Annotated in this window: 16 protein-coding genes; 7 read left to right on the top strand and 9 right to left on the bottom strand. The window is 73.9% G+C overall.

Annotated elements, in window-relative coordinates; translation table 11 throughout:
• Window positions 1-9: 9 nt before the first annotated feature.
• From eda to zwf, 3 genes are read right to left on the bottom strand one after another with little or no spacing between them, the layout of a single operon-like run.
• Window positions 10-663: a bifunctional 4-hydroxy-2-oxoglutarate aldolase/2-dehydro-3-deoxy-phosphogluconate aldolase gene (gene eda / locus AC4H2S_RS12390; protein ID WP_491497284.1), complete on the bottom strand. Its 654-nt coding sequence runs from the start codon at window positions 661-663 to the stop codon at window positions 10-12.
• On the bottom strand, window positions 647-2,533 hold the full coding sequence (gene edd / locus AC4H2S_RS12395; RefSeq protein ID WP_491497285.1) for a phosphogluconate dehydratase: 1,887 nt from the start codon (window positions 2,531-2,533) through the stop codon (window positions 647-649). The genes eda and edd overlap by 17 nt, the downstream gene beginning before the upstream one ends.
• Window positions 2,530-4,008, bottom strand: a complete 1,479-nt coding sequence (gene zwf, locus AC4H2S_RS12400) for a glucose-6-phosphate dehydrogenase (RefSeq protein WP_491497286.1) — start codon at window positions 4,006-4,008, stop codon at window positions 2,530-2,532. Before zwf ends, edd begins: the two co-directional genes overlap by 4 nt.
• A 90-nt stretch (window positions 4,009-4,098) precedes the next feature.
• On the opposite strand from zwf, the gene AC4H2S_RS12405 reads away from it, so the two are divergent.
• From AC4H2S_RS12405 to AC4H2S_RS12430, 6 genes are all read left to right on the top strand, one after another.
• Window positions 4,099-5,325 carry an ROK family protein gene (locus AC4H2S_RS12405; RefSeq protein WP_491497287.1) on the top strand — a complete coding sequence of 409 codons (1,227 nt, stop codon included), beginning with the start codon at window positions 4,099-4,101 and terminating at the stop codon, window positions 5,323-5,325.
• A 249-nt stretch (window positions 5,326-5,574) separates the two neighbouring features.
• Window positions 5,575-6,273, top strand: coding sequence for an ANTAR domain-containing protein (locus AC4H2S_RS12410; RefSeq protein ID WP_491497288.1), 699 nt, complete (start codon window positions 5,575-5,577; stop codon window positions 6,271-6,273).
• A 43-nt stretch (window positions 6,274-6,316) separates the two neighbouring features.
• Window positions 6,317-7,015 carry a GAF domain-containing protein gene (locus AC4H2S_RS12415; protein ID WP_491497289.1) on the top strand — a complete coding sequence of 233 codons (699 nt, stop codon included), beginning with the start codon at window positions 6,317-6,319 and terminating at the stop codon, window positions 7,013-7,015.
• Between the two features lie 97 nt (window positions 7,016-7,112).
• Window positions 7,113-8,678 (top strand): peptide chain release factor 3, encoded by a 1,566-nt coding sequence (locus AC4H2S_RS12420; RefSeq protein WP_491497290.1) that lies wholly within the window; start codon window positions 7,113-7,115, stop codon window positions 8,676-8,678.
• Between the two features lie 39 nt (window positions 8,679-8,717).
• Entirely contained in the window at window positions 8,718-10,178 is a 1,461-nt protein-coding gene (locus AC4H2S_RS12425) for a protein adenylyltransferase SelO (protein ID WP_491497291.1), read from the top strand.
• 72 nt (window positions 10,179-10,250) lie between these two features.
• Window positions 10,251-10,616 (top strand): helix-turn-helix domain-containing protein, encoded by a 366-nt coding sequence (locus AC4H2S_RS12430; protein ID WP_491497292.1) that lies wholly within the window; start codon window positions 10,251-10,253, stop codon window positions 10,614-10,616.
• A 37-nt stretch (window positions 10,617-10,653) separates the two neighbouring features.
• Here the strand turns inward: AC4H2S_RS12430 and AC4H2S_RS12435 are convergent, their stop codons facing one another.
• From AC4H2S_RS12435 to AC4H2S_RS12455, 5 genes are all read right to left on the bottom strand, one after another.
• Entirely contained in the window at window positions 10,654-11,256 is a 603-nt protein-coding gene (locus AC4H2S_RS12435) for a ClpP family protease (RefSeq protein ID WP_491497293.1), read from the bottom strand.
• The gene (locus AC4H2S_RS12440; protein ID WP_491497294.1) at window positions 11,253-11,864 is read right to left on the bottom strand and encodes a ClpP family protease; all 612 of its coding nucleotides are present in this window, start codon (window positions 11,862-11,864) and stop codon (window positions 11,253-11,255) included. The genes AC4H2S_RS12435 and AC4H2S_RS12440 overlap by 4 nt, the downstream gene beginning before the upstream one ends.
• Before the next feature lie 77 nt (window positions 11,865-11,941).
• Window positions 11,942-12,349 carry a YybH family protein gene (locus AC4H2S_RS12445; RefSeq protein ID WP_491497295.1) on the bottom strand — a complete coding sequence of 136 codons (408 nt, stop codon included), beginning with the start codon at window positions 12,347-12,349 and terminating at the stop codon, window positions 11,942-11,944.
• Window positions 12,350-12,430: 81 nt separating this feature from the next.
• Window positions 12,431-12,634: a hypothetical protein gene (locus tag AC4H2S_RS12450; protein ID WP_491497296.1), complete on the bottom strand. Its 204-nt coding sequence runs from the start codon at window positions 12,632-12,634 to the stop codon at window positions 12,431-12,433.
• A 129-nt stretch (window positions 12,635-12,763) separates the two neighbouring features.
• Window positions 12,764-13,072 carry a DUF3253 domain-containing protein gene (locus tag AC4H2S_RS12455; protein WP_491497297.1) on the bottom strand — a complete coding sequence of 103 codons (309 nt, stop codon included), beginning with the start codon at window positions 13,070-13,072 and terminating at the stop codon, window positions 12,764-12,766.
• A gap of 129 nt (window positions 13,073-13,201) precedes the next feature.
• On the opposite strand from AC4H2S_RS12455, the gene AC4H2S_RS12460 reads away from it, so the two are divergent.
• Window positions 13,202-14,179: a zinc-binding dehydrogenase gene (locus tag AC4H2S_RS12460; RefSeq protein WP_491497298.1), complete on the top strand. Its 978-nt coding sequence runs from the start codon at window positions 13,202-13,204 to the stop codon at window positions 14,177-14,179.
• 23 nt (window positions 14,180-14,202) lie between these two features.
• On the opposite strand, the gene AC4H2S_RS12465 is transcribed toward AC4H2S_RS12460, so the two are convergent.
• Window positions 14,203-14,553, bottom strand: coding sequence for a glycine zipper domain-containing protein (locus AC4H2S_RS12465; RefSeq protein WP_491497299.1), 351 nt, complete (start codon window positions 14,551-14,553; stop codon window positions 14,203-14,205).
• Window positions 14,554-14,601 lie beyond the last annotated feature (48 nt).

The following is a 14,601-nucleotide window of genomic DNA, read 5'->3' on the forward strand; positions in this document are numbered from 1 at the left end:
GGCCGGGGCTCAGGTGCGGAGGGCGGCGGCCTCGCGTGCCAGTGCGGTGACGCGGTCCCAGTCGCCGGCCGCCAGCACGGCGGCGGGGGTCAGCCACGACCCGCCGACGCAGCCGACGTTGGGCAGCGAGAGGTAGGCCGACGCGCTGGCGGCGGTGATGCCCCCGGTCGGGCAGAAGCGGGCCGCGGGCAGCGGCGAGGCGAGGGAGCCGAGGTAGGCCGCTCCCCCGGACGCCTCGGCGGGGAAGAACTTCATCTCCGAGAAGCCCGCGTCCAGCACGGCCATCGCCTCGGAGACCGTCGCGGTGCCGGGCAGGGACGGGACCCCGGCGGCGGCCATCTCCCGCAGCAGGTCCGGCGTGGTGCCGGGCGAGACCAGGAACTGCGCGCCCGCCTCCACGGCCCGGCCGACGAGGCCGGGCGAGGTGACCGTGCCGGCCCCGACGCGGATCTCCGGCACCTCTGCCGCGATCAGGTCGATGGCCTCGAGCGCGACGGGGGTGCGGAGGGTCAGCTCGATGACCGGCAGCCCTCCGGCGACCAGCGCCCGCGCGAGCGGCACGGCGTGGTCGAGGTCGTCGAGCACGACGACCGGCACCACGGGTGCCAGGGACAGGACGGATCCGGTCACGGGCCGGGCGCGCAGGTCAGACGGGCTGGGCAAGGGGGGCCTCCTCGGTGGGGACGGGCAGGGGACGGATGACGCTGGCGCCGGTCTCGGCGGTGCCGACGATGGCGCGGAAGCCGGAGAAGAGCTCGCGGCCGGTGCCCGCCCACTCGACGTCGAGGGGTGCGCGGCCGCTGGCCGGGCGGTGCGCGAGCTCGGTGTCGTCGAGCTCCACCTCCAGGACGCCCCGGTCGGCGTCGACGGTGACCAGGTCGCCGTCGCGGACCCGCGCCAACGGCCCGCCGAGGGCCGCCTCGGGAGTCACGTGGATGGCCGCGGGGACCTTGCCGGAGGCGCCCGACATGCGCCCGTCGGTGACGATGGCGACCTGCTGGCCGCGGTCCTGCAGCACGCCCAGGGCCGGCATCAGCTTGTGCAGCTCGGGCATGCCGTTGGCCGCCGGCCCCTGGTAGCGCACCACCGCGACGAGGTCGCGGCCGTCGAGGCGACCCTCGGCGAAGGCGGCCAGCAGCTCGGCCTGGTCGTCGAAGACCACCGCGGGCGCCGTCACCACCCGGTGCTCGGGCTTGACCGCGGACGTCTTGACCACCGCGCGCCCCAGCCGTCCCGACAGCATCCGCAGGCCGCCGTCGGGCGCGAACGGCCGGTCGGCGGCGCGGAGCACGTCGGTGTCGAGGGACGACTTCGGTCCCTCCTCCCACACCACGCGGTCCCCGTCGAGGCGGGCCTCGCGGGTGTGGCGCCACAGCCCGCGCCCCGAGACGGTGAGCACGTCGTCGTGGAGGTAGCCGTGCGTGAGCAGCGTGTGCACCAGGAACGGCGTGCCGCCGGCGGCGACGAAGTGGTTGATGTCCGCCGAGCCGTTGGGGTAGATCCGCGTCAGCAGCGGCACGGCCGTCGACAGGTCGGACAGGTCGTCCCACGTGAGCGTGATGCCCGCGGCCGCGGCGATCGCGACGAGGTGCATCGTGTGGTTGGTCGACCCACCGGTCGCGAGCAGGGCGACGCAGGCGTTGACGATCGTCTTCTCGTCGACCAGGCGCCCGACCGGGGTGGGCTCGCCGCCGGCGTGGGTGATCGCCACGGCGCGCGCACCGGCGGCCCGGTCGAGCGCCGCGCGCAGCGGGGTGTCGGGGTTGGCGAACGTCGCGTCGGGCAGGTGCAGGCCCATGACCTCCATCAGCACCTGGTTGCTGTTGGCGGTGCCGTAGAAGGTGCACGTGCCCTTCGAGTGGTACGACGCCGACTCGGCCTCGAGGAGCTCCTCGCGCCCGACCTTGCCCTCGGCGTAGAGCTGGCGCACCCGCGCCTTCTCGCCGTTCGGGAGCCCGGACGTCATCGGACCGGCTGGCACGAAGACGGTGGGCAGGTGGCCGAAGGACAGCGCGCCGATGAGCAGCCCGGGCACGATCTTGTCGCAGACGCCGAGCATCATCGCCGCGTCGAACATGTCGTGCGAGAGCGCGACGGCCGTCGACATCGCGATGAGGTCGCGGCTGAAGAGCGAGAGCTCCATGCCGGCGCGACCCTGGGTGATGCCGTCGCACATGGCGGGCACTCCCCCGGCGAACTGCGCGAGGCCACCGGCCCGCACGATCGCCTTCTTCAGCACCTCGGGCACGTCGCGGAACGGCTGGTGGGCCGAGAGCATGTCGTTGTAGGACGAGACGATCGCGACGTTGGGCTTGCGGCCCGACTTCAGGCCGGACTTCACGGGCTCGTCGGCGGCGGCGAAGCCGTGGGCGAGGTTGGCGCACGCGAGCTTGCCGCGGGCCGGGCCCTTGACGGTCGCGGCGTTCGTGCGGGCGAGGTAGGCGGCGCGCGTCGCGGCGCTGCGCCGCGCGATGCGGTCGGTGACCTCGGCGACCACCGGGTGGACGCGGGCCTGGGATGCGCTGGTGCTCATGGTGTCTCCTGCCAGGATCGGCCGTCGCGCTCGAGGAGCGTGGCGGCGGCGATGGGACCGTGGGTGCCGGCGGGGTAGGTCCGCGGCCGGTGGGAGGGCTGTGACCAGCGCTCCAGCACCGGAGCGACCCAGGCCCACGCGGCCTCGACCTCGTCGCGGCGCATGAACAAGGTGGTGTTGCCGCGCACGACGTCCATGAGCAGCCGCTCGTACGCATCGGGCGAGCGGCCGCCGAACGCAGCGGCGTAGCTGAGGTCGAGCGAGACCGGGCGCAGCAGGATGCCGCCGGGTCCGGGCTCCTTGGCGGTCATGTGCAGCCGCATCCCCTCGTCGGGCTGCACCCGGATGTGGAGCCGGTTGGCCTCGGTCGTGCCCTCGCTGTGCGGGAACATCGCGTGCGGTGGCTCCTTGAAGACCACGACGATCTCCGAGACCCGCTCGGGCATCCGCTTGCCCGTGCGGAGGTAGAACGGCACCCCGGCCCAGCGCCAGTTCTGCACCTCGGTGCGCAGGGCGGCGAAGGTCTCGGTGCTGCTGGCATGGCCCACCTCGTCGGTGTACGACGCGGCGGGACGCCCGTCGCACAGCCCCGCGGCGTACTGCCCGGCGACGGTGTCGCGGTCGACGAGCTCGGGCGTCATCGGCCGCAGGGCCTGGAGCACCTTGAGCTTCTCGTCGCGCACCGTCTCGCGGTCGACGTAGGTCGGCGGCTCCATCGCCACCAGGCACAGCAGCTGGAGGAGGTGGTTCTGCACCATGTCGCGCAGGGCCCCCGAGCGGTCGTAGTAGGAGCCGCGCTCGCCCACCCCGATGCACTCCGAGACGGTGATCTGCACGTGGTCGACCCACCGGCTGTTCCACAACGGCTCGAGGAACGTATTGGCGAACCGCGTCACCAGCAGGTTCTGCACGCTCTCCTTGCCGAGGTAGTGGTCGATGCGGAAGATGCTCGACTCCTCGAAGACCCGCCCGACCGCGGCGTTGACCTGCCTCGCCGTGGCGAGGTCGCTGCCCATCGGCTTCTCCAGCACCACCCGCGAGCGCTGCGTCACGAGCCCCGCTTCGTCGAGGTGCTCGCAGATCGTGCCGAAGAGCCCCGGGGCGACGGCGAGGTAGAAGACCCGGATGACGTCGTCGGAGGCGGCGCCGTCCTTGAGGCGGTCGTGCAGCCGGTGCCAGGCCGCCACGTCGGCGACGTCGAGGCTCACGTGGTGCAGGCGGGCGAGCAGCCGCGCCACGACGTCGGCGTCGAGGTCGGCGGGCTCGACGTGCTCGCGCAGCGCGTCGGCCACCAGCGCGCGGTAGCCGTCGTCGTCGACCGTCGCGCGGGACACCCCCACCACCCGGAACCCGTCGGGCAGCTGGCCGTCGCGGTCGCGCAGGTAGAGCGCAGGGAGCAGCTTGCGGAGGGCGAGGTCACCCGTGCCGCCGAAGACGGTGAAGTCGCAGGGCTCCACGGGGCTGATCGCGTCCATGCCGCACGACCCTACGGAGGGTTGTGTCTCTTGGCAACGGATCTTATGTCTTTTCAAGACATATTTGCGGGTGCCACAATCGGACCCACCATGACCCCGAGCCCTCCGCCCTCCGCCGCTCCGGCCGTGCCCGCGGCGACCGCCGGCGAGGTGCTGGCCCTGATCCGCTCCGGCCGCGCGGCCACCCGCGGCGCCCTCGGTCGGGTGACCGGGCTCTCCCGCACGGCGGTCAACGCCCGCCTCACTGCGCTCGCGGACGCCGGGCTGGTGCTCGAGGGCGGCGAGGAGTCGGCCACCGGCGGGCGCCCGGCCACCACCCTCGTGCTCAACAGCGCCGCCGGCCTGGTCCTCGGCGTCGCGGTCGGCCGCAGCCGGTCGCAGCTGTCGGTGTGCTCGCTCGACGGCGACGAGCTGGCCGCGGTCAGCCTGGACCAGGAGACCGGGCAGGGACCCGACGTCCTGATGCCGCTCGTGGCCGAGCACCTCGACCGGATGCTGGCCGAGGTGGGCCGGCGCGGCGGCGACGTGCGCGGTGTCGGCATGTCGCTGGCCGGGACGGTCGACCCGGCGCGCGCGATGAGCGTCGACTCCCCCGCGCTCACCGGGTGGGACGGCGTGCCGCTCGCGCCCTACCTCCGGCAGGTCACCGACGCGCCCCTCACCCTCGACAACGACATGCGGGTGATGGCGCTCTCACAGCTTCCGCCCGCTCGAGGCGACGTCGCGCCGACGGTGCTCGACCACGACGAGGCCCTCGTGCTCAAGGCCTCCACCGGGATCGGGCTGGCGATCGTCACCGACGGTCGGCTGGTGCGCGGGCACCGCGACGCCGCGGGCCAGCTCGGGCACGTCAAGGTGCCCGCGGCCGCCGGCCTGCGCTGCCGCTGCGGCGAGACGGGGTGCCTGGAGACCGTGGCGAGCGGCTGGGCGCTGGTCGAGCGGCTGCGCGAGGCGGGCGACGACGTCGGCCACGTGCGCGACCTCGTGGCCGCGGCACGTCGCGGCAACGGCCGGGCCCGGTCCGTCGTCCGCGAGTCGGGACTCCACATCGGCGAGGCGCTGGCCGCGGTGACCACCGTGCTCAACCCGCGCGTCGTCGTGGTGGGCGGCGACATGGCGGGCGCCTTCGACACGTTCTCCGCCGGGCTGCGCGAGGGTGTCTTCGGCGCCACCACCGCACTCGCCGGCCGCGACCTGCAGGTGGTGCCCGCGGCGTACGGCGATCGCGCCGGCCTCGTCGGCTGCGTGCGGCTCGCGCTCGACTCGGTGCTGTCCCCCCGCGCGGTCGACTCCGCGCTCGCCCGGCAGGCCGGCTGAGGACCCACGCGGCGAGGAGGGCGACCCGGGTGCCCACTTCTTGAGCACCCGGGTCTCAGCGCTGGCGACCTCCGGAGACCACCACCACCTGCGACTGGCGGTACCCCTGTTACGACGACTCATGCCGTGCACCGCTGCGGGGTTGCCGCGCTGGACGGCGGCGGGGCACGGCCGGGGTTACGATCGGCACCGTGGCCTCACAGCCGTCGCGTGCCGGCCCAGCGATGCACTGACCGGATCGGAACCGCCATGACCGAGAGCACCCTGTCCCTCGCCGAGGGGCTGGCCCAGGCAGCGGCCACGATCAACCGGCGCACGACCTTGGAGGAGACGCTCGACGCCATCGTGCTGGCGACGCGCTCGTCCGTGCCGGGGTTCGACCACGTCGGCATCTCGATCACCCACCGCGACGGCACCATCGAGACGCGGGCCGGCACCGGGCCGCTGGTGTGGGACCTCGACAGCATCCAGTACGAGCTGCGCGAGGGCCCCTGCTACGACTCCGTCACCGACGCGCACGACATCGTGGTCGAGCACCTGCGCCACGACCAGCGCTGGCCCCACTACGTGCCGCGCGCCGTCGAGCACGGCCTGCGCTCCCAGCTCGGCATCCACCTCTACGACGACGGCCGCACCCTCGGCGGGCTCAACCTCTACTCGACCAGCTCGGACGACATCGACCCCGACGCGGTCCAGGCGGCCCGGCTCTTCGCCACCCACGCGTCCATCGCGCTGGGCCACGCCCAGGAGCAGCACCACCTCCAGGAGGCCATCGCCTCGCGCAAGCTCATCGGGCAGGCCATCGGCATCGTGATGGAGCGCTACCACATCGACGAGGACCGGGCCTTCCAGTTCCTGGTGCGCGCCTCCTCGACGAGCAACCACAAGCTGCGCGACGTCGCCGAGTCCCTCGTGCGCTCGACCAACGAGAGCGTCCGCGGCGACTGAGCGGCCGCGGCATGCCGGTGCGCCTCGCGGGGTACTGACGAGCGTGGAACCGATCCCCGAGACGCTGCGCGCCCTGGACGACCTCGATGCCCACGTCGACGACGTCGCCTTGTCGAAGACCCTGGCAAGCGCCACGGAGACTGCCCGCCGCGTCGCGCCGGGACTGGTCGGGGTGAGCCTGGCCTCTCGCGAGCTCGGCGTGACCTTCACCCTGGTCGCGTCCGACGAGGAGATCGCCACCCTCGACGCGGTGCAGTACGTCAGCAGCGGTCCGTGCGTCGACGCCATCGACCTCGGCCACGGCATCACCACCTCTCCCGGCGGCCTGCTGAGCGAGTCGCGCTGGCACGCCTTCGCCCGGGCCAGCGCCGCAGCCGGGGTGCAGAGCACCCTCACGCTCCCGGTCGTCGTCGACGACGAGGTGGTCGCGACCGTCAACCTCTACGGCGCCGCCCCCGACACGTTCGTCGACCGGCACCAGCAGCTGGCCGACGCCTTCGGGGCCTGGGCCCCCGGCGCGGTCACCAACGCCGACCTCTCGTTCACCACCCGCACAGTGGCGCAGGAGGCACCGGCGCACCTCGAGGAGTCGGCGCTGCTCGACGCCGCCACCGGGCTCGTCGCGGCCCAGCGCGACATCCCCGTCGCCCAGGCGCGCGCCGACCTCGAGGACGCCGCCCGCCGTGCCGGCGTCCCCGCCGTCCGCCTCGCCCGCGTCATCGTCGGGCTCCACGACGACTGACGCACCCAGCCAGCACCCGCCACCCGAGACGTATGACGCAGGTCTCGCAGCCGCCGACGAAGCGGAGGTCCGGGCCCCGGGCCGGTAGATTCGCGCGGTGCCCGACACCCGCCCTCGCCGGACCTTCGCGGTCATCAGCCACCCCGACGCAGGCAAGTCCACGCTGACCGAGGCGCTCGCCCTGCACGCCCGGGTCATCACCGAGGCGGGGGCCGTGCACGGCAAGGGCGACCGGCGGGCCACCGTGTCGGACTGGATGGCGATGGAGAAGGCCCGCGGCATCTCGATCACCTCGGCCGCGCTCCAGTTCGTCTACCGCGACCACGTGGTCAACCTCGTCGACACCCCCGGTCACAGCGACTTCTCCGAGGACACCTACCGCGTGCTGTCGGCCGTGGACTCGGCCGTGATGCTGGTCGACGCCGGCAAGGGGCTCGAGCCGCAGACGCTCAAGCTCTTCAAGGTCTGCGCCCTGCGCGGCATCCCGGTCATGACGGTGATCAACAAGTGGGACCGCCCGGGCCTCTCGGCGCTCGAGCTGATGGACCTGATCCAGGAGAAGATCGGGCTGCGGCCCACGCCCCTCACCTGGCCCGTCGGGGAGGCCGGCGACTTCCGCGGCGTGCTCGACCGACGTACGGGCGAGTTCGTGAAGTACACCCGCACCGCGGGCGGCGCGACCCGGGCGCCCGAGCGGCGGATGGGCGCCGACGAGGTCGACGACGCCGACGCGGCGACCTGGGCGGCTGCCGTGGAGGAGCACGAGCTGCTCTCCCTCGACGAGGCCGACCACGACCAGGAGCGGTTCCTCGCCGGCCAGACCACGCCCGTCATGTTCGCCTCGGCACTGCAGAACTTCGGCGTGGCCCAGCTCCTCGACCTGCTGCTCGACATCGCCCCCGACCCCAGTGCCACCATGGGCGTCGACGGGTCGGTCCGCGAGACCCGCGACGACTTCAGCGCCTTCGTCTTCAAGGTGCAGTCGGGGATGAACAACGCCCACCGCGACCGCCTCGCCTACGCCCGCGTCGTGTCCGGCACGTTCGAGCGCGGCATGGTGGTCACCCACGCCGGCAGCGGGCGCCCGTTCGCCACGAAGTTCGCCCAGTCGGTCTTCGGCCGCGACACCGCGGCGGTCGAGACCGCCGAGCCCGGCGACATCATCGGCTTCGTCAACGCCCAGTCCCTCCGGGTGGGCGACACCGTCTACGTCGGCGACGCGATCGAGTACCCGCCGGTGCCGACCTTCGCGCCCGAGCACTTCGTCACCGCCAGCGCCGGCGACATCGGCCGCTACAAGCAGTTCCGCCGCGGCATCGAGCAGCTCGACCAGGAGGGCGTGGTGCAGGTCCTCCGCTCCGACCTGCGCGGCGACCAGAACCCCGTCCTCGCCGCCGTCGGCCCGATGCAGTTCGAGGTCGTCGAGGACCGGATGACCCACGAGTTCAACTCGCCCATCCGGTTCTCCCGGCTCGACTACCAGGTCGCCCGCCGCACCGACGCCGACGGGGCGAGCGCCCTGGCCGGCAAGCGCGGCGTCGAGGTGCTCGAGCGTCGCGACGGCACCCGGCTCGCCCTCTTCGTCGACCAGTGGCGGGCCATGGTCACCGCGCGCGACAACCCCGACATCATGCTCGAGCCCCTGCCCGCCGGCGGCGGCTGACGTACGGACGGTCCCCGCCGTCGGCGTACAGTCGAGGAGGTGACCTCGGCTCCCTCCCCGACCCTCGTCCTCGACGGCCGCTTCGCGCGCGAGCTGCCCGAGCTGGCCCTGCCGTGGCAGGCCGTCGACACCCCGGATCCCCGGCTGCTCGCCCTCAACGCGCTGCTCGCCGCCGACCTCGGCCTCGACCCGGACTGGCTGCGCGCCGACGGCCTCGGGCTCCTCACCGGCACCCTCCTCCCCGAGGGCGCCACTCCTGTGGCGCAGGCGTACGCCGGCCACCAGTTCGGCGGCTACTCACCGCGCCTGGGCGACGGCCGCGCCCTCCTGCTCGGCGAGCTCGCCGACGACGCCGGGCGGCTGCGCGACCTGCACCTCAAGGGCTCGGGCCGCACGCCGTTCTCCCGCGGCGGCGACGGTCTCGCCGCGGTCGGGCCGATGCTGCGCGAGTACGTCGTCAGCGAGGCCATGCACGCCCTCGGGATCCCCACCACCCGCAGCCTCGCGGTCGTCGCCACCGGCCGTCCGGTGCGGCGCGAGACGGTGCTGCCGGGCGCCGTGCTGGCGCGGGTGGCGAGCAGCCACCTCCGGGTGGGCACGTTCCAGTACGCCCGCGCGACCGACGACGTCGACCTGCTGCGCCGCCTCGCCGACCACGCGATCGCCCGCCACCACCCGGCCGCGGCCGAGGCCGACCACCCCCACCTCGCGCTCTTCGACTCCGTGGTCGCCGCCCAGGCCGCGCTGGTGGCGCAATGGATGCACGTCGGGTTCGTCCACGGCGTGATGAACACCGACAACATGACGATCTCCGGCGAGACGATCGACTACGGCCCGTGCGCGTTCATGGACGCCTTCGACCCCGCGACGGTCTACAGCTCCATCGACACCGGCGGGCGCTACGCCTACGGCAACCAGCCCGTCGTCGCGGAGTGGAACCTCGCCCGCTTCGCCGAGGCCCTGCTCCCGCTCCTCGCCGACGACCAGGACGCGGCGGTGGCGCTCGCGGTCGAGTCGCTCGGCAGGTTCCGCGACCTCTACTCCACCGCGTGGTCGGTCGGGATGCGCTCCAAGCTGGGCCTGCCCGACGACGTCGACCCGGCCGAGGCGTCGAGCATCGTCGCCGACCTGGCCGGCCTGCTCCAGGCCGAGCACGTCGACCACACGTCGTTCTTCCGCGCCCTCGGCGCCGCCGCCCGCGGGGACACCGAGCCCGCCCGCGGCCTGGTGCTCGACCTCGCGGCCTTCGACGCGTGGGCCGCCCGGTGGCTGCGCCTGGGACCCGACGCGACGGCGATGGACCGGACCAACCCGGTCTACGTGCCGCGCAACCACCTCGTGGAGGAGGCGCTCGACGCCGCCACCGCGGGCGACCTCGCCCCGTTCGACCGGCTGGTCGAGGCCGTCACCTCGCCCTACGACGAGCGTCCGGGGCTGGAGCGCTACGCCGAGCCGGCTCCCGATTCGTTCGCCGGCTACCAGACCTTCTGCGGCACGTGAAGGGCCCGGCGGACGTTCCGCGCTGAGCAGAACGCGCCCGGCGACCGACGCCGAGCGGCTAGGTTCGAGTGCATGGGAGACATCGTGCGGTTCCCCGATCCCGCGACCGGTCACGACGGCTCGGACGGCCGGGTGCGCCGGCAGCCCGATCGGGTGGACCGGTTGGAGCGGGCAGCCGACCGGGTGGACGAGCCGGAGCCGCTGTGGCGCGAGCTCGTGGGACGCGAGCTGCACCGCGAGCGCCGTCGGCGCGGCGAGCGGCTCGTCGACGTCGCGGGCCGCGCGGGCGTGTCGGTGCAGTACCTCTCCGAGGTGGAGCGTGGCCTCAAGGACCCGTCGTCGGAGATGTTGCACGCCATCGCAGGCGCGCTCGAGCTGAGCGTGCGGCGCCTCGCGGTGCGGGCCGGCCGCCCGGACGCCCTCGCCCTGGCCGCCTGAGCCGGGCCGAGCCGCCCGAGGCCCCGGCCCCGCTGCGTCAGCCGAGCGCCGGGCCCTGCTCGTGCAGCACGGTGTCGACGATCCCGTAGTCGACCGCGGCCGCTCCCGGCAGCACGAGCGTCCGGTCGGTGTCCTGCCGGATCTGCTCGGCCGTACGGCCGGTGTGCCGGGCCAGCACCTCCTCGAGCAGCAGCCGTACGCGGGCCACCTCGTCGGCCTCCAGGATCAGGTCGGGGATGGTGCCGCGTCCCTGCGTCGCGGGCTGGTGCAGCACCACCCGGCCGTGGGGCAGGATCGCGCGGCGACCGGGCGCTCCCCCGGCCAGCAGGACCGCGGCGGTCCACGCGGCCTGGCCGACGCAGACGGTCTCGACCGGGGGCCGCACGAACTGCATCGCGTCGTAGATCGCCAGCATCGCGGTGATCGACCCGCCGGGCGAGTTGACGTAGAGGCTGATCGGGAGCTCGGAGTTCTCCGAGGCCAGGTGGAGCAGCTGGGCGATGACCGTGTTGGCCACGCCGTCGTCGATCTCGGTGCCGAGGTAGACGATCCGCTCGGACAACAGGCGGGAGTAGAGGTCGAGCGTGCGCTCGCCGCGCGGCGTCTGCTGCACGACGTACGGGATCGCGTAGCTGCTCATCGCGCACCCGCCAGGCCGACGGTGCGGGCGCGCGTGGGCGTCACGTGGTCCATCGAGCTGATCACCTGGTCGACGAACCCGTAGGCCAGCGCGTCGGGGGCGCTGAACCACCGGTCGCGGCGCGAGTCGCGCTCGACGGTGTCGCGGTCCTGCCCGGTGTGCTCGGAGATGAGCCCGAGGACGGTGTCGCGCGTGTGCCGCAGGTCGTCGGCCTGGATCTCGATGTCGACAGCGGTGCCGCCGATGCCCGCTGACCCCTGGTGGAGCAGGACCCGGGAGTGCGGGAGCGCGTAGCGCTTGCCCGGCGTGCCGGCGGAGAGCAGGAACTGCCCGGCGCTGGCGGCCATGCCCATCGCGAGCGTGCTGACGTCGTTGGGGATCAGCCGCATGACGTCGTGGACCGCGAGCATCGACGACACCGAGCCGCCCGGGGAGTTGATCCAGAGGCTGATGTCGGCGCGGGGGTCCTCGGCGGACAGGAGCAGCAGCTGGTGCATGAGCCGGTTGCCGTTGTCCTCGCGCAGCTCCTCGCCCAGGACGATGATCCGCTGGAGCATCAGGCGTCGGACGAGCTCGTCCTCGATGCCGGAGGTGGTGTGGGTGGTCATGCCGCCAGCCTGACCGGTGCCGGGCGTCCGCCACAGGGCGTTCTGCGGGGGGCGGATCCGCCTGGAGCGGAGTCGGGTCAGTCGGTCGGCGACGAGGTGTCGCAGAACGAGTGGTGCTCGTGGGCGACCACCCAGCGTCCGTGCTCGCGGCGCACGCCCAGGGTGAGCCGCAGCCGCTGGTCGGGGCGGGCTGCGAGCTGCTCGGGGGTGCCGCAGCGCAGCAGCGCGAAGGCCCAGGCCACGTCCCCGCCGGCCTCCACCTCGAGCTCGTCGATCTCGAAGAGCGCCCCCGAGCGCTGCCACTCGAAGAAGGGCGGCCACACCTCCCGGTAGGCGGCCAGCCCGCGTACCCCCGCGTGCGGCGGCGGCACGTCGAACATCACGATGTCGTCGGCGTGGTCGGCCAGCACGCCCTCGAGGTCACCGTCGTGGACCGCCGTCGCCCACCGGTGGACGAGGTCGCGCACCTGCTCGGTGTCCGTCATGGCACTCCCCTCCGCACGGCTCGGGTCGGCGCCCATCGCACCCCCTCGCGGGTGCACACGTCAACCGGCGCAGCGGCGTGCTCAGAGCCGCGCGATCAGTCCGCCCAGCCGACAGCGGAGCCGGCCCAGCACCGCGCCGCGGGGATCCTGCGGTCGTGCCGCGCTCGCGGCGACGACCTCGCTGCGGAGCTCGTCGGCCGTCGGCCTGCGGCCGTGGACGCGGATGAAGTGGTGGACGGCGCAGTGCTCGTCGGGAGACAAGCGGACGGTGGCGGCTCGGCGCATCACGATCCCCCCGTGCGAAGGAGACGACGCCCGCTGCTCAACGTCGGTCCCGGCAGTACCCCGTGCGCGGCCGTCCCACACGCGCACACCGCGCGGATGACGCAGCCGCGTGGTGGCCGCGGGGGCGGCTCAGCGCAGGCGGATGCGGATCGGCCCCGTGGCCGTGGACGGGTCGACGACCCGGCCGCCCTGGGTGATCTCGACCTGGCCCCGGTCGACCAGGCGCCGGGCCGCCCTGCGCGCCGGCTCCATCAGCTCACGCCACGAGTCCGCGTCGCCGACCGCCCGCGCCGCGTCGGACGGGCAGATCGTCGAGGTGCGCGCGCGTCGCGCCAGCAGGTCGAGGATGCTCGCCTCGAGCCGCCGGTCCACGTCAGCTGTCAGGTCAGCCGTCGCGGACGCATCTGGTGTCGCGTCGGGTGTCGAGTCGGCGGGCATGCCACCAGCGTGCGCCGGTCACGCCGGCCCGACCTCACCCCCATGGGCAGCCTCCGGCATAGCCGCCACGGTTCGGTGGTTGTGGCCCTACGTACCCGTTCGACCACCATCACACCGGAAGGCACTCCCATGCGCGCACTCGTCCAGCCCAGGTTCGGCGACCCCTCCGAGGTGCTCTCGGTCCAGGAGGTGCCCGACCCCGAGCCCGGGCCGGGCCAGGCCCTCGTGCGCGTGCTGCTCTCGCCGATCCACAACCACGACCTCTGGACGGTGCGTGGCAGCTACGGCTACAAGCCCGAGATGCCGGCCCGCGCCGGCACCGAGGCGGTCGGGGTCGTGGAGGCGCTCGGCGAGGGCGTGGACGGCCTCGCGGTGGGCCAGCGCGTCGCCACGGGCGGCAGCTTCGGCGCCTGGGCCGAGCGGGTCGTCGCGCCCGCGGCGGCGCTGACGCCGGTGCCCGACGGCCTGAGCGACGAGGCCGCCGCGCAGCTGGTCTCGATGCCGTTCAGCGCGATCGCGCTGCTCGACTTCCTCGAGGTCTCCGAGGGCGACTGGATCGTGCAGAACGCCGCCAACGGCGCCGTCGGCCGTCTGGTCGCGCAGCTGGCCGCGGCGCGCGGCGTCAACGTCCTGGGCCTGGTCCGCCGCTCCGACGGCGTCACCGAGCTGCGTGAGCAGGGCATCGAGCGGGTCGTCGCGACCGACGACGACGGCTGGCGCGACCGGGTGCGCGAGATCGTCGCCGAGGCGCCCGTCGTCGCCGGTGTGGACTCCGTCGGAGGCGCCTCGGCGGGCGACATCGTCTCGCTGCTCGCGGAGGACGGGGTGCTGGTGGTCTTCGGCGCGATGGCGTCGCCCACGATGGAGATCGGCTCGGGCGACGTGATCTTCAAGCAGGTCACCATCAAGGGCTTCTGGGGCAGCAAGGTCTTCCCCGCCATGTCGCGCGACAAGCGGGCCGCCCTGATGGGCGAGCTGGTCACCGGCATCGCGTCCGGGGCGCTGACGCTGCCGGTCGAGAAGGTCTACGGCCTCGACGAGATCGCCGACGCCGCGCGTGCCAGCGCGACGCCGGGGCGACGCGGCAAGGTCCTGCTCCGTCCGTGACCCGTGACCGCCGGCGCCCGGGGTCACGCGCACCCGAGGCCACGGCCCCTAGGCTGGGCGCACGGGGCGCGAGGAGCGACCCGAGGGCTACCGGACGACGGGACGACGATGCGACGAGGCGTGGGCGCGGCAGTCGCCGTGATGGCGGGCGGGCTGCTGCTGGCGGCCTGCGGCACCGGCGAGGCACCCAGCCGGGCGAGCGCCACCGACCCGTCCGCCTCGGCCGAGCCCACCACCGAGCCCACCACCGAGCCCACCACCGAGCCCACCACCGAGCCCACGACCGAGCCCACGACCGAGCCCACCACCGAGCCCACCACGGAGCCGACGACCGAGCCCCCGACGCCCGACGGGCCGCCGTTCGGTCCGGCCACCGAGGTGCAGTTCAACAAGCCCTCGGGCGAGTGGGACCTGCAGCTGGC

This window comes from Nocardioides sp. Z13_37 (assembly GCF_058355585.1).